Genomic DNA, 13,611 nt, shown 5'->3' on the forward strand with positions numbered 1-13,611 from the left:
TATGTTTTTCTGAGTAAAAATTAGAGTATTATATTAGACTAATTTATTATATGAAATTATTATGAACGATTTTATAGTTAATAATAGGTTTTAAAAGATATATATAAGTGAATTTGAACAAATGAAAATTCTATCACCAGAAATTGATAAACTTGCTGGAATCAGCTGCTATGCAACTTCGACAATCGGAGTCGATGGACAAATAAAGAAAAACTATACAGATTTTTTTGTCCAAGAAATTCTAAAGGATGACTTTTTGAGGCAACTAAGTTCATCACAACAAAGTAATTTTTCCTTCCCAATATACAAGATAGAAAAAGAAGGAATTGACTCAATTCATGCTGTAATGTTACTGAGAAAAAAAACTGGTCTAAATCTCAAAATAATTGGTATGAAAGATGCAAAAGCTACCACTATTCAGTACGCCAGTAGCATCCGCAGTCCTAATTCAAGAAAATTGACAGAAGGAATTAAGATTGGTCCAGTAATGCTCAGTTTGGTTGGATATTCTAAAAAACCATTAGAGAAGAATAATCTAATAGGAAACTTTTTTAGAATAAGAATAACAAATACCAAAAAACCTTATTCAAACGATATCATGAAATTCATTTCAGAAATTGATAAGATAGGTAACTATTATGGGTTACAAAGATTTGGAAGTGAGAGATTGGTAACGCATTTGGTAGGAAAGGCGATTTTAAATAGGGAATTTGATAAGGCGGTGAAGATTCTAATGACTTATACTACCAAATATGATTCTAAATTTAGTATAGAAATTAGAGAAAAATTGAATGATGTAAGAAATAATCCGTCTATAGTGAAAGAAATTCCTAAAGGTATGGATATAGAAAAAAATTTAGCTCTTGAAATACTAAATGGAAAGAACTCTATTGCAGCCCTCCGATCAATTCCCATAACAATAAGAAGGTTATTTGTTCAAGCATTTCAATCGTTTCTGTTTAATAAGACCCTTAGTAAAGCGATAGAAAACGACTTTTCACTTACCAAACCCGAGATAAATGATCTTTGTTTTGAAGTGTATAAGAATAATCTAGAATTTGGTAAAATACGCAAATACAACAATAAAAACAATTCCAAAAAAGGTATTATCATGTTACCAATTATTCGATTACCCGGATATTCATTTCAGCCAGGAAATAACCGATTTGACAAGATACTAAAAGATTACATGTCTCTAGAAAATATGACAGCCAAGGATTTTTTTATAAAGGAAATGCAAGAACTAAGTGAATCTGGAGGGTTTCGTCAAGCAAGTTTTTACTGCAAGGATTTTGGATACAGAATTGAGGATAATTCTATAATTGTGGAATTCTCTGCGCCCAAAGGATCTTATGCCACCATCCTTCTAAGAGAACTAATCAAGCCGGTGAACCCCATATTGGCAGGATTTTAGCATAGATGAAAGATGTCTAAATCCTGGATCCGTGTAGTGTAAGAGAAATGCATATACTTATTTAACGCATTGTCACATAATAGGATAATGGTGTAACGAGATTTCTATTAACAACAAGTCGCCACTGTTTAGAGCATTCATTACAATAGGCATATTGGTATTGTTATTCGGATTAGCCTTTGTTTTGATGGATGTATTGATTAATGCCTTTACAGGAGGACTAAGAGAGATAGGAATAAGGTTTGTTGTAGTTGGAACGATCACAGTTGGTATTGCATATGTTTACAAGTATCATACTATAATAGGTTTTATATTGAGGAACTTTAAAAATAGGCTGTTAGCTCAAGACAGATTTTCGAGATGGTATAAACCATAAGAAAAATTATCATGGCTTAATCGATGTAATAGAAAGATCTGGAAAACTCGAGTATCTAATATCCGGCCCATAGATTGATTATTAAGGTTGAATTCCTAAACATTAATAAATAAACAATTAATAGTTAACATATTCTAAGTTCTAATAAGATACTTGACAATCGAGGTAATACAGTATAATTTTGAGGAACATTCTGAACAGTTTCGGTCTTTTTTTACAAATGTAATGAAACTGTTGATAGTCTCAAAACTAAATTGCTTAGAAACAAATCGACTGTCAGTAAAATATTTTCATAAATTGGTTAGCAGCATTGAAGGATGTGAAGTTCATTCCATAAGGTATGGTAAACCCATGTTATTTACCAAGTTTTTAGGTTATGATTTTAATTACCACACTGTTCGAGTTATAATAAGAATAGTTGAAAACTTTTCAATAGAAATATCAATTGAATCAATAATCAATGAGTTCGTAAAGGCGTTTGATGAACTAAGCTCACAAACAAGAGAGATAAAATGGAATGTTACCAATGATTCGCGCAGAGTCGGTACGATGACGACATTAGCGGTACCAAAGAAGTATTCAATGAACGGAAAAAAATTGCCTAGTTTGAAAACATCAGAAGATGGAGACACCGATTATGAAGAAGTTATTACTTTTGGTCTGTTAGATTCATTCATTGACTCTCTATATATGTTGATGAAGCTGTCTAGATTGGATAAGAACAGCTTACTTGGGAAAAGTGTCGAAATCAAAGATGTATCACTAACTCGAAAAATATTGAATATCGAAATCATCATAGATGATGAAACCGTTATTTTGGATTTAAATACCAAATCCAGGAATAAAGTGGCTGTCTCCCTTGACAACAATGCAAAAAATGGAGAAGCAATAAAGAACCTAATGTTGCAGAATTACAATAGATAATCAATCCAACTCAGGTAAACCTGTATCCAAAAAAGCGGCCAATAGTAATACAGATATAGACAAACCTACTGTGAGTCGTCCAAGTAAGATTATCTTGCTTCTTAAGGATGTAAAATATTCCTCTGGGACTTTACGGTCAACTATTTGTCTCTCCACATTCTTATTTAAAATCATTACATGAATAGCATAAACGATGAATAAAATACAAACTAAAAAGATCTTTGCCAGAAGTATATATCCATACGTGGATTCAAATAATAAAGATGGCTGGCCAAAGAAGTAACGCGCATTGTAAATACCAGTTATTACAAGAATTATCAAAGAAGATCCACCTAAATAGTTAAATCTGCGTCCTACTATAACCATAAATGATATTCGCTCGTTAAGATCAGGTATGGTTTTTTTCAACAATGGGGCCAAAACTAAGCCCAGGAATATGGACCCACCAACCCAGATGGATGTAAATATCAAGTGAATCCAAATAACAAGGGGATCAAAAAAGTTCATCGGATACTAAATACCTATTTCTTCTATAATATAATATTATAAACAAAGTTTTTTAGTGTCAATACTTTACATTTTAATTCGATAGTAATTGTTTTTAAGTAGACGTAGACTTGTTCTGATCGGTACTGCTACAGTTATAGTTGGAGTGATTGTTTTACTACCATTAATATTAACAATAACTTTGCCTGATTTGGACGCTCTTAGCATAATTGTCAAGAAGATCGAACTAGAAGATATTTCGAATGACAATAATACCGCAACTTTGAATGTTGTATTCAATATCCAAAATCCAACGGATAAAGCTTTAACAACGTCAAAGATTGACTATGAGTTAATTGCAGACGGTGAATTGCTTGGAGAGTTTTCAAAGTCTTATATAGATATACCTGTAAATGGCAGACCCCAACTGTTGGCCAATACAGATACAAACATAAGTTCAGTAATAGAAGCACCTATTTTGGACAAGAATATTAGGCTAGACTTGTTAAGAAATAATCAAGCAATTGAGAACATTGAGTGGATAATAAACGGAAATGCAATAATTGAATCAGGATTTAGCTCAGCATCTAAAGTATTTAATGCAACATGGTAAGTTACCTTAGCCACTAAATCCTTCTTTTAAATGTTGTAAAAGTATTATTATTATGAAATAAAATAATAATCGTATAAGTGATTATCTTTACAGGAATATTTGATCTTCTTTACAGTAATTCCTGATCTCCAGATTGTTGATTGATCATAAACTTATCAAAAGACGACAGAATCCACTCCTCAATAATTTGACACTTGGCAGGACTATACTGATTTGATTCATCTTCGTTAGAACAAAGATGTTGAAATGAACAACAAAGACACGGAGCTCCCTCTACCATACTAACGTCGATTGGTTTTCGTTCTTCAGCTTCCATAGAGAAAGATTTTTTTACAACTAATTTGTATGTCCACCTACCACGATACAACGCCTTTTCTCGGGTAATTAAAGACTGTTTTTCTAAATTTCCTACCAATCTTGAGCCGTCTCTACTATCCAAAGAGAATAGCTTACATAGTTCTGTTTGAAAAACACCATCTTCGCCGCTAGTGGTAATAGCATCAAACACCTTATCGATAAGATCACTTTTTGAACGAACAGATAATTTTGAACCAATAATTTCAGATGACAAAACATAGTAATTACAACAAAATCATATAAATGTCTTTATAGTCCCAAATGGGTATAAGGATCTCTCGAATTTATCCATCAGATTAATAACATCACGGGTCTAACTATGAAGGCTCAAATAAAGATATCAGTTAGGCCTAAATGTAACATGAGTTTGTTAAAAGGTATTTAGATAGCAACAAAATATTACAGATATTCAAGAATTGAATTAAATTGTCATTGCAAAAGTAATTCAAACTAATGCATGAATAGAATCAATTAGAATTCGTGTCATAGTAAATTGTAGTTTTGTTCAATCTATTGACGAATATATCATACTCATCAGCAGGAGTCAAATACTAAATGTTGTCAAATAATACTGAATGTTGTCGAATAATACTGAATACCGACAGGATAGTTGTGTTTGGCACCCACTTTGGAATAGTAGACAAGAGATTAATACGATTAATTATATATTACGAGAGTATTATTGACGAAAAATAACAAGAATTATTGATAATAGTATTTGATTTACAGGAGTTAAATCTTGATACCTCCAATAAAATTCAAGAAATAAATGTAAGACAAAGATTTGACGTATTAAAGTCCATTAGTAAACCAAAACCTAGATGGCATCAAGGAATCAAATGCAAAGGTAGAGTATTTGTACAATTTGCGTCATAATAGAAGTAGCCAACCCTACTAATGCATATTCGTCTAGCCTAAAAACCTATAAGAATTCAAATATTATTAGATTGAAATAAAAATCATTAAATTAATCACAACCTATTTGTTAATCATCATGGTAAATGTTGTTTCCCCGCAGAATTCAATGTATGGAATAGAACCACCAAACGGGGTGAAAATCCAAGGACCTACCAGATTTACAACAAATAGAATATCTGAAATTTTCAGCTAATCAAAATTTCGCTCTTCTCGTTTCGATAAATTCTTTTGTTAAATTATTGAGATTTGAAATGTCACGGCCTAGTGTTTGGTCTACGAGTCTCTTAAAATCCTGATGGTCATTACCAGTAGACAAATTTTGCATCCGCACTCTCATAGAGTCAAATATTTGATTATTCAAAAGCTCTAGTTCAGTTAAATTTCTCTTTGGTATCTGGTTGAGATGATTATCATATATAAAATTATCTACATTCCTATGTTGAAAAGGACGATTTGCAAAATCCATGAATAATTCTAAAAAGTTTCAAGCTAATAAAAGTATTTATTTCTAACTGAAGCGATGTCCCAGGTTATTTCACTTGAAAGTTACTCGGAACATAAAAGGTTTTTAAAAAGAACTAAATAAATCTATTATTCATCTTGTGAAGATAATATCGAGTATTTAAAGCAAGTAACGTGTAAATCTAATTGAGAACAAATTAAACCAATCAAAAAACTAGCAGAAAAAATATCGTCATTATTGGCCATTAATAACACTATTATAATAGTTATGATCAACCTTTGTCAATTTCTTACTTAGGGCCAGATCAACCAATTCACTAAAGAAATTTTTACTTTGATTATAGGTCTCTGTACCAACTGCATGAAGCCAAAATCGGCGCCTCAATAATGGATGATTCGGGTCTTTCCTATTTATATATTCCATGATCGGTCCGAACTGGAGCACGTATTTCCCGTTCCAAAACCCTAGCCCCACATTGTGTACAATTTTTGGATATTTTATGAGAATCGAATCAATCTCAGATGAACTGATGAAAAACAGATTTACATTGTTTTCTGAATGCCATTTAATGAATAGAAGTGAGCTATTTTGATTGCCTTTTATATCGGCATCAAGCTTTTCTTTCTCCATAATCAAAAATCTGTAATGGTTATTGATGAGCTTTGTATTATCTAATTTTCTTAAAGATTTTTCCTGGTGACTTAAGAGGTTTAATGGTGCACTATTCTGTAGATCCCAATACTCTCCAGGTGGTAAATAAGTAGCAGAGATATAATCATCACCATTCTCAAATAATACCTGGTAGATCAATCCAGTAGAAAGTAAACCGATTTCCAAACCCTTTGATGGATTGGTAAGATCCTTAAATTTCTCCAATATAGTAGCAAATCTGGCTTCGCAAAATTCTTGAATAGGTGTTATAAAAGTTTCATCAAATTTTTGATACTGAATTATCGGTTTTAAGTCTATGCTAAATTCAACATCAGAATTATTCCCGAATTCATCCATTTTATAAAAAGAATAAACATTTTCCAATTCATTATGATGTTTCAGCATGATTTTTCCTTTATCATGCAAAGATGATCCGTACATATTCCTGTCAAACAAATAATCGTTTTTTATTTTTTGATATGCAAAATCGGTTAATAATATTTGGTTAGGTCTAGCTATATCCATAATTCGTCTCGCAAGAACCAATTCGTGTCCCCAAGGCGCAAATTCCTTATGAACCCCATCTCGAAATGAAAGAAACGATCCGTATCCGATTCCTATTCGAACATAAATCTTTTCATTTTCTAATGCAGATTCATTATGCTCTCGGATTTTCTTGTGAATAAAAATGGACAACTCCAGAGGTGATGTATAATCCAAAAAAACTATGAGCATACCATCTCCTGTAAATGATTTGTAAATTTCAGTATTTCCAAGGGTTGAAAGATAAGAGGCAATTAGGTTTCGAATGATGCTTATTTTTTCTAATTGACTTGATATTGATAAATTGGGATTCGATGAACCAACAATATCTATAAAAAAATACCAGCCATCTTGTATATCCCTCTCAAGTCTTTTTTTATTCATGATTTAAATTTTTATAATATAAGTTTGCTACTCCAATTTATAATTGTTAGAGTAAGTGGACACCACGTAAAAAAGCAAGCGGTATGAAAATTTAAAAGAATTATCAACGTATTTATCACCTCGATTAAATAGTATGATGGATCTCGTTTTTTGGTACTTGATTCGATTACTCCAATCAAGAAGAATTTAGCCATACATTGCACAAATCTCTCGAAAGTGTATGGGACACAGACGGTACTTGATAATCTTGAGTTAGAAATTAGTTATGGAAGTATATTTGGGTTATTAGGTCCAAATGGCGCCGGAAAAACCACCCTAATCAAAATTCTTACCGGTTTATCAAAACCATCGAGTGGAAAAGCATTTGTTGCAGATTTCGATACAAACGAACAACCCATAAAAGTTAAGGAAAATATCGGTTGGATATCATCGGAAGTAATTTTGGATGAATCGCTTACAATTATGGAAAATATCCATATTCAAGCAAGGTTACATAATATAGGTAAGGATTGGAAGAGTAGAGCTAGTAACCTTCTTAAGTATTTTGACTTAAATGATATTGAATCAAAAAGAGTCGAGAAACTTTCCACAGGTATGAAAAAAAAATTAGAAATCATAATGGCCCTCCTACACAAGCCTAAGATACTCTTTATGGATGAACCTACGATCGGACTGGACGTAAGTACAAGAAAACTTCTTTGGAATCTTATCAAGAAAATAAATTCAGTATATGGAGTAACAATATTTCTGACCACCCATTATATAGAAGAAGCTGATATACTATGTGACGCTATTGCCATAATAAATAATGGCAAGATAATTGCAACAGGCTCGCCTCAAGTCCTAAAGACACAGACTCATGGAGATATTATAGAAATCACATTTCTTTCGTCATTTGATTATAACAATTTCAATTGCATTGATGGGATAATGCAAGTCGAAGAGATAGGATCGATCGATAAAAATAGGACTTTTGAAACTCACCTAACCAATAGTTTGACACTAAGAATAAAAGTAAATAATGCTGAAACTGTATTACCTGAATTGATATCCAAAATTACAGAAAGCAAGCCAAACAATATAGCAACCATTAAAATTGAAAAACCAAATCTCGAATCAATCTTTTTGGAGCTAACTGGTAAAAGGTTTGAAGAGGCAGATGCGAACCTCAACATAAAAAATCTATCTTAAAGAAATGATACTACCAATTAATCAATTCATTGGTTTGTATGTAAGAGAGATAATGAATACTTTTAGAAATCCAGCTGTTATTACTCTTAGCATTGCACAGCCATTACTATGGATAGTTTTTTTTGGAAGTAGTTTTGCTTACGCTCCTGTTTCTTTTCTAAAAGATTTTTTCCAAACAGATAACTATGTTGCTTTTTTATTGTCAGGTCAATTGTCTGCATCGATGCTCTTCGTAGGAATGTTTAGTTCACTGAGTCTCATTCAAGATAAGAAATCAGGTTATGTTAGAAGGATAATGGTTACTCCAACGCGAAACTATATCATATTTCTGTCAAAAGTATTTGGAGCAGCGACACGAGGGATGTTACAAGTACCCATAGTATTTATAGGCGTTATGATTTTAGGAGTCCAAATACCCGATGTCATCGGATTAACCATGTTCTTGTTTTCATTATTGTTATTGAGTTTAGGACTTTCGTCAATATACCTTCTGTTGACTATGTCAAGCTCTGACTGGCAAATCCCTACACTAATCTCAAATTTCATTAATTTACCTTTAATGTTTGCTAGTACTGCTTTATTCCCTAATGACAACTTCCCTACATGGATGCAAACCATTTCAAACTTAAACCCCGTATCCTATTCTTCTACATTCGGAAGAGAAATAATATTTGCAGGGAATATTTCTGATGTTAGTTGGATTTATTTTTACTATTTGTTAATTTTTGCAGGCGTGATGTTATTAGTCGGCGTAATGACGGCAAACAAGACTTTAAAAATGGATTAGACAATGATTATGTTCTATGGAAATTTAATTATTTAACATCAATTCATCTATCCTTCTTGTATTTTATGAAATGTATATATCACAATGCATATCCTCAGGATCATATCCGAAACATACAATGCACAAAATAATTAAAATTTAATTAATGCATAATATAACGATACTGTTAATGGAAATACCATAACGGGATAATAAAAAATCTGAATTAGTAGATCCAAATGATATACTCTAAATGACTAAAATGGTTTTTATTCTATAAAGATAACAGAATAATGTATCATAATCTTACGAAAAACCTATTATCTGTGACGTAGAACCATAAGAACACGAGTTAGAAAAATGCATACATACGTCTTCAAAGAATTATTTTTAATGAAATTTACATATCTGTAATCGATCTTGATATGTATACAATGCAAATCTGTTGCTTAAAAATACATAGCATGAGTTAATATGAATTCACTTTATAATATGTTCATACATCCAAGAACAAAAACCCTACAGGATATTCGCGTTCATTGGTTTATGAAACATAATAGTCTTAATACTACTAAACAATAATTCCCATTTTAAAACATAATTAGCATCAGAGGTGTTGATAAAGAAGGCAGTTCTTATCTAATATAGAGGATGCTAGTGACTACATTATTTTAACCTTTTTAGTATTTGTTTTCTCAAAAAAAAGGAAACCACGAACAGCCCTAAAGAAAAAATTCGATAGTTTAGAAGATATTTATTTTTCACCCCTGTTCCTAGCGAAAATATAATAACCTTGACTATCTAAATAGTCATGTTTCCTTCATTACAAACACTACCCAAGTATTATGAAAAGCATTAACTGGATAATACGATATAATTGTTTTAGTACTACCATTATCAGCTTTTAATGATTCAAAAGTTGTTCCAGTTTCTCCATTTGCAGCATTCCTAAAACTGATTAATTGATTAAAGGATTCAAATGTGTTAGACCTATAGGGATCAGAATCAGCTATTTTTTCTCCATTGCCGTCTACAAATACAACCCGCTTATTTTCATTTATTAGATCCAGGGATTGGAGTTGGCGGTTTATTTTACCAAAATCAATTCCGCCAGCCCAAACTCCAGCTATAGTTATATTATCTTCAAGGGAATATACTGGAGTAGCTATTACGGCTTCTCTTAAACCGGATGAAGTTGTGGTAATAATAGCGTTTCCAAGATAAGTTTGATTATTTTGAATAACTTTTTGAAAATAATCTCTAAATGCATAGTTATTTTCTTTTAGTGTTTCTTGTATAGAATAAGGCTCAAGCATGTACATATCACCATTTGGCATCAAATAGAATACTTCAAATAAATTGTCAGCTGTACCATTCTTAGAAATAATCTCTTGAGCTACCTGTCGTTTTTCAATATCCTTGTTTGAGGGCAGTCCATGATGCGATTCAAGAGTTTGTTCAAACATGAGAACATAAGATATGTTTCTTACCTGAGGAAGCCCAGCCGTTAATTCCAATATTGAAGCTGAATGATAAAATCGATTTAACAAATCAGTAGCGAAAATATTTGCTAGCAACAAAGTATCATTTGATACCTGATTATCATTTCTGATAGTACTAGAATTTAACCCAGCATAGTTATTAGAGACATTTTGAAATAAAGTCTTACTCAGAACGGGTATATTAGTTTGTAAACTATAATTTTGATTGTCAGGATGTTGATCTGAGACTGTGAGTGTAAAAAACTACTATTTGTGTAGGTTAAACCTACGACCATATTAGAGAATAAGCTAATAGAGACTATTATAGAAAAAGTAACTATTAATAACAGACAAGACCTGTAATTCAACAAGGTATTTTTGTTAATCATCTAGATTTCGCTATATAATTTGCCAAGTAGACCCTATAAAATTGAAATGATTTTTGAAGACAAAAATACCTTTTTAGCATAAGATATTTTCTTATTTGCATATTAATTTCTTTGACTAAAAGTATTAAATGCAGGCAAGATCCTGAAAAAAATGATATTTAGTAATAATAGAGATTAGAGAATAAAGACCGGGCAAGTCAATTGTGATATATAAGGATGCAATACAGTTTTATCGGCTCTGTTCAGTTAACGATAAGCCTATAGCTTGAAAGCATTCCATTTCTTTTATGCTTACTAGAAACAGAACGCCTTCAAAGTATGTATGTTATGGGTTGCATTTGTACTTTTCAGGCCTATCCTTAAGGAAAGCCTCGGAAAGATTATCTCAGATATACAAGAGAAATCACGTTTCCATCTGGAATTGGATTCAAAAGTACAAGCCTCAAAAGCTAAGTCAACTAGAAGAAGAGTTCTAGAGTATATAATAGATGAGACCATGTTGAAGGTGGGATCAGAGTTTGTCTGGCTCTGGGTTGCAACTGAACCAGACAGAAAACAGGCAAATTCTCGCACTGTCTATCTCTCTAAAGAAAGAAACATGTTTGTAGCTGAAAAATTCATTTCAGGTTTAGTCAAGATTCATGGAATTCATCCAGTTTCGACTGATGATGGAGGTACTTGGTATCCTCAAGCGTGTCGATTCTTAAATCTCGATCATCACATTCATTCCTCTCTGGAGAAAAGTCTGATTGAAAGAAAGATGCAATACGTAAAGGATAGAACCGAAAGTTTCGATGACTACTTTCCTTGTAGAATAAAGAATTGCAAGTTAAAGCATGTACGGAATTGGCTGCGGCTCTTTGTAGACCATCATAACAATGAAATAAAACATATTAAGTGAACAGAGCCGTTTTATCAATTCACCTAAATATCGACTTTAAATCCCATAGTCTATGCGGTCACCGGGATTTGAACTCCCGCTCTGTCTATATAAATAGAGACAAAGTCCCGGGTTACGGGCTTTCTCCATATAGATCTTATATATGGAAGGCCAGTGTCCTAACCAAACTAGACGATGACCGCTACACCAATTCTTGTTATTTATTCTGATATTAACTTTTCCAATCTTATAAAATATAATAAAAAACGAACGAGGTGATTTAAGCCTACTTTCTCTTATTGGAAAATATATAATTGAGCAAAGTATCGATCGCCTTATTTGTTAGCTTATGTTTGTAGTAGGTAGAACTTTTTTTTGGTTCTTCTATAAATTTGTCTTTTTCAATAAGTTCATACGATCTATGATCAAGCGCTCCTTCAAAGAAAATTTTGAATTTATTCTTTAATTTTGAGTTTACAATTGAATCAAATACCTCTTTTTGCCAAACTGATCCGACAAAGTAAATAGCTGGAGGATTGGCAAGGGATCTAACGCGATTCACTACATTATTTATTACAGATTCGATTGTTTTTGAAGTATTGTCCTGTTCGATGTATTGCCCCGAAATTCCTTCGATGATCAGGTGATCTCTAATTATGTTATTGAAAATAGGGTCAGTTATCAAAATAACTGTTGTATAGAACTTGTCCGGTTTGGACTTCATTATTAAATTGAACGTATCAACACATAGAGTAACCCTTGCCTTTACAAAATCTGGCAAAGAATCGTATGATAGCTTACGATCAGAATCCACAACCCCATTATCATCCGAGCGAAAAAGGTTATCCATATCAAATTTGCAGTACAAAAGTATCAAATTACCATACGTAAAAGCATTGCCAGACAATTCGTTCAATTGTTGAACGACTATCAAATTTATAGGTAACGAAAATAAATTAAGTATCTTTATTTATTTTACCAGTTGATATTTTGAACGATAACCTCTCGGATTTATCATCATATTATTATAATTAAAGGATGATGAATTTCCTATAATTATGGTGGTAATCATACCCATCATGTCTGGAAAATCTAACATTTTTTCTAAATCAGTAACGACAATTGACTGGCTTTCCCTAAAGGCTCCTTTGACAATAGCTACCGGAGTATTTGGACTTCGATATTTTAAAAAGATATCCCTTGCATCTTTTAACTGATGAACACGTTTTTTACTTGAGGGATTATATACAACAGTAACAAAATCGCCCAAGGCAGCTGCCTCAACTCTTTTTACAATGATTTCCCATGGCACGAGTAAATCACTCATACTCACTACCGCAAAATCAGTCATTAACGGCGACCCTATTAATGCACTACAAGAATTTAACGAAGATACACCAGGAACACATTCGACCTCAATACCTTCATTTTTTTTCCAGCCTTTTTCAGCTAGGATCTCATAAATTAACCCCACCATACCATATATACCTGGGTCACCCGATGATACTAATGATACTATATTGCCTCTCTCAGCGAATTCAATCGCCTGGTTTGCACGGTCGACTTCTTGGGTCATTGGATATCGATAAATTTCCTTACCGGCAATCAAGTCTTCTACTAACGAAACATAAGTTTCATAACCTATAATAATTTGACTTTCTTCTATTGCCTTTTTAGCTCTAAAGGTCATATGATCGTGATGACCAGGACCAACTCCTACTACATATAATTTGCCTAAACCCAATCTAGAGTATAATGAATACATATTTCATTTA

General features: G+C 32.4%; 15 protein-coding genes and 1 tRNA gene. 8 read left to right on the plus strand and 8 right to left on the minus strand.

From position 1 onward, the window contains the following. Positions 1-121 precede the first annotated feature (121 nt). The 3 genes from truD to NFRAN_RS03670 all read left to right on the plus strand — a co-directional run bounded on the left by truD (position 122) and on the right by NFRAN_RS03670 (position 2,714). Complete coding sequence (gene truD, locus NFRAN_RS03660) at positions 122-1,414, plus strand: tRNA pseudouridine(13) synthase TruD (RefSeq protein WP_134483136.1); 1,293 nt, start codon at positions 122-124, stop codon at positions 1,412-1,414. Positions 1,415-1,568: 154 nt separating this feature from the next. Further along, entirely contained in the window at positions 1,569-1,790 is a 222-nt protein-coding gene (locus tag NFRAN_RS03665; protein WP_145988007.1) for a hypothetical protein, read from the plus strand. Positions 1,791-2,087: 297 nt separating this feature from the next. After that, positions 2,088-2,714, plus strand: a complete 627-nt coding sequence (locus tag NFRAN_RS03670) for a hypothetical protein (RefSeq protein ID WP_134483138.1) — start codon at positions 2,088-2,090, stop codon at positions 2,712-2,714. On the opposite strand, the gene NFRAN_RS03675 is transcribed toward NFRAN_RS03670, so the two are convergent. Beyond that, positions 2,715-3,221 carry a DUF4149 domain-containing protein gene (locus NFRAN_RS03675; RefSeq protein WP_134483139.1) on the minus strand — a complete coding sequence of 169 codons (507 nt, stop codon included), beginning with the start codon at positions 3,219-3,221 and terminating at the stop codon, positions 2,715-2,717. An 88-nt stretch (positions 3,222-3,309) separates the two neighbouring features. Between NFRAN_RS03675 and NFRAN_RS03680 the strand changes: the two genes are divergently transcribed. Further along, positions 3,310-3,813, plus strand: coding sequence for a hypothetical protein (locus NFRAN_RS03680; protein WP_134483140.1), 504 nt, complete (start codon positions 3,310-3,312; stop codon positions 3,811-3,813). Positions 3,814-3,922: 109 nt separating this feature from the next. Here NFRAN_RS03680 and NFRAN_RS03685 read toward each other — a convergent pair whose 3' ends face one another. The 3 genes from NFRAN_RS03685 to NFRAN_RS03695 form a co-directional block, all read right to left on the minus strand. Further along, positions 3,923-4,384 carry a transcriptional regulator gene (locus NFRAN_RS03685; protein ID WP_232037927.1) on the minus strand — a complete coding sequence of 154 codons (462 nt, stop codon included), beginning with the start codon at positions 4,382-4,384 and terminating at the stop codon, positions 3,923-3,925. A gap of 897 nt (positions 4,385-5,281) precedes the next feature. Further along, positions 5,282-5,554 (minus strand): hypothetical protein, encoded by a 273-nt coding sequence (locus NFRAN_RS03690; RefSeq protein WP_134483141.1) that lies wholly within the window; start codon positions 5,552-5,554, stop codon positions 5,282-5,284. Positions 5,555-5,785: 231 nt separating this feature from the next. Then, the gene (locus NFRAN_RS03695) at positions 5,786-7,129 is read right to left on the minus strand and encodes an adenylate/guanylate cyclase domain-containing protein (protein ID WP_134483142.1); all 1,344 of its coding nucleotides are present in this window, start codon (positions 7,127-7,129) and stop codon (positions 5,786-5,788) included. A 150-nt stretch (positions 7,130-7,279) separates the two neighbouring features. Here NFRAN_RS03695 and NFRAN_RS03700 point away from each other — a divergent pair, with 150 nt between their 5' ends. Together NFRAN_RS03700 and NFRAN_RS03705 are read left to right on the plus strand one after the other, a co-directional pair. Next, entirely contained in the window at positions 7,280-8,320 is a 1,041-nt protein-coding gene (locus tag NFRAN_RS03700) for an ABC transporter ATP-binding protein (RefSeq protein ID WP_134483143.1), read from the plus strand. A 4-nt stretch (positions 8,321-8,324) separates the two neighbouring features. Continuing rightward, the gene (locus NFRAN_RS03705) at positions 8,325-9,107 is read left to right on the plus strand and encodes an ABC transporter permease (RefSeq protein WP_134483144.1); all 783 of its coding nucleotides are present in this window, start codon (positions 8,325-8,327) and stop codon (positions 9,105-9,107) included. A 788-nt stretch (positions 9,108-9,895) separates the two neighbouring features. Here NFRAN_RS03705 and NFRAN_RS03710 read toward each other — a convergent pair. Then, a complete protein-coding gene (locus NFRAN_RS03710) occupies positions 9,896-10,768 on the minus strand; it encodes a cache domain-containing protein (protein WP_320410601.1) in 873 nt (290 codons plus the stop codon). Between the two features lie 475 nt (positions 10,769-11,243). On the opposite strand from NFRAN_RS03710, the gene NFRAN_RS13575 reads away from it, so the two are divergent. Then, positions 11,244-11,432 carry a hypothetical protein gene (locus tag NFRAN_RS13575; RefSeq protein ID WP_172602092.1) on the plus strand — a complete coding sequence of 63 codons (189 nt, stop codon included), beginning with the start codon at positions 11,244-11,246 and terminating at the stop codon, positions 11,430-11,432. Then, positions 11,378-11,857 (plus strand): DDE-type integrase/transposase/recombinase, encoded by a 480-nt coding sequence (locus NFRAN_RS03715; RefSeq protein WP_172602093.1) that lies wholly within the window; start codon positions 11,378-11,380, stop codon positions 11,855-11,857. The genes NFRAN_RS13575 and NFRAN_RS03715 overlap by 55 nt, the downstream gene beginning before the upstream one ends. A 53-nt stretch (positions 11,858-11,910) precedes the next feature. Here the strand turns inward: NFRAN_RS03715 and NFRAN_RS13580 are convergent. The 3 genes from NFRAN_RS13580 to cobJ form a co-directional block, all read right to left on the minus strand. Then, a tRNA-Gly gene (locus NFRAN_RS13580) sits at positions 11,911-12,039 on the minus strand. Between the two features lie 83 nt (positions 12,040-12,122). After that, on the minus strand, positions 12,123-12,743 hold the full coding sequence (locus NFRAN_RS03720) for a hypothetical protein (protein ID WP_172602094.1): 621 nt from the start codon (positions 12,741-12,743) through the stop codon (positions 12,123-12,125). Between the two features lie 63 nt (positions 12,744-12,806). Further along, complete coding sequence (gene cobJ / locus NFRAN_RS03725; RefSeq protein WP_134483148.1) at positions 12,807-13,601, minus strand: precorrin-3B C(17)-methyltransferase; 795 nt, start codon at positions 13,599-13,601, stop codon at positions 12,807-12,809. Between the last annotated feature and the right edge of the window lie 10 nt (positions 13,602-13,611).

The sequence above is a fragment of the Candidatus Nitrosocosmicus franklandus genome (assembly GCF_900696045.1).
In the GTDB taxonomy this organism is placed as follows: Archaea; Thermoproteota; Nitrososphaeria; order Nitrososphaerales; family Nitrososphaeraceae; genus Nitrosocosmicus; species Nitrosocosmicus franklandus_A.

Bases quoted from the DNA above. Each gene is read 5' to 3' on its own strand.
- NFRAN_RS13575 (WP_172602092.1), top strand. From the start codon at position 11,244: ATGCTTACTAGAAACAGAACGCCTTCAAAGTATGTATGTTATGGGTTG.
- NFRAN_RS03705 (WP_134483144.1), top strand. From the start codon at position 8,325: ATGATACTACCAATTAATCAATTCATTGGTTTGTATGTAAGAGAGATA.
- cobJ (WP_134483148.1), bottom strand. From the start codon at position 13,601: ATGTATTCATTATACTCTAGATTGGGTTTAGGCAAATTATATGTAGTA.
- NFRAN_RS03675 (WP_134483139.1), bottom strand. From the start codon at position 3,221: ATGAACTTTTTTGATCCCCTTGTTATTTGGATTCACTTGATATTTACA.
- truD (WP_134483136.1), top strand. From the start codon at position 122: ATGAAAATTCTATCACCAGAAATTGATAAACTTGCTGGAATCAGCTGC.
- NFRAN_RS03695 (WP_134483142.1), bottom strand. From the start codon at position 7,129: ATGAATAAAAAAAGACTTGAGAGGGATATACAAGATGGCTGGTATTTT.
- NFRAN_RS03690 (WP_134483141.1), bottom strand. From the start codon at position 5,554: ATGGATTTTGCAAATCGTCCTTTTCAACATAGGAATGTAGATAATTTT.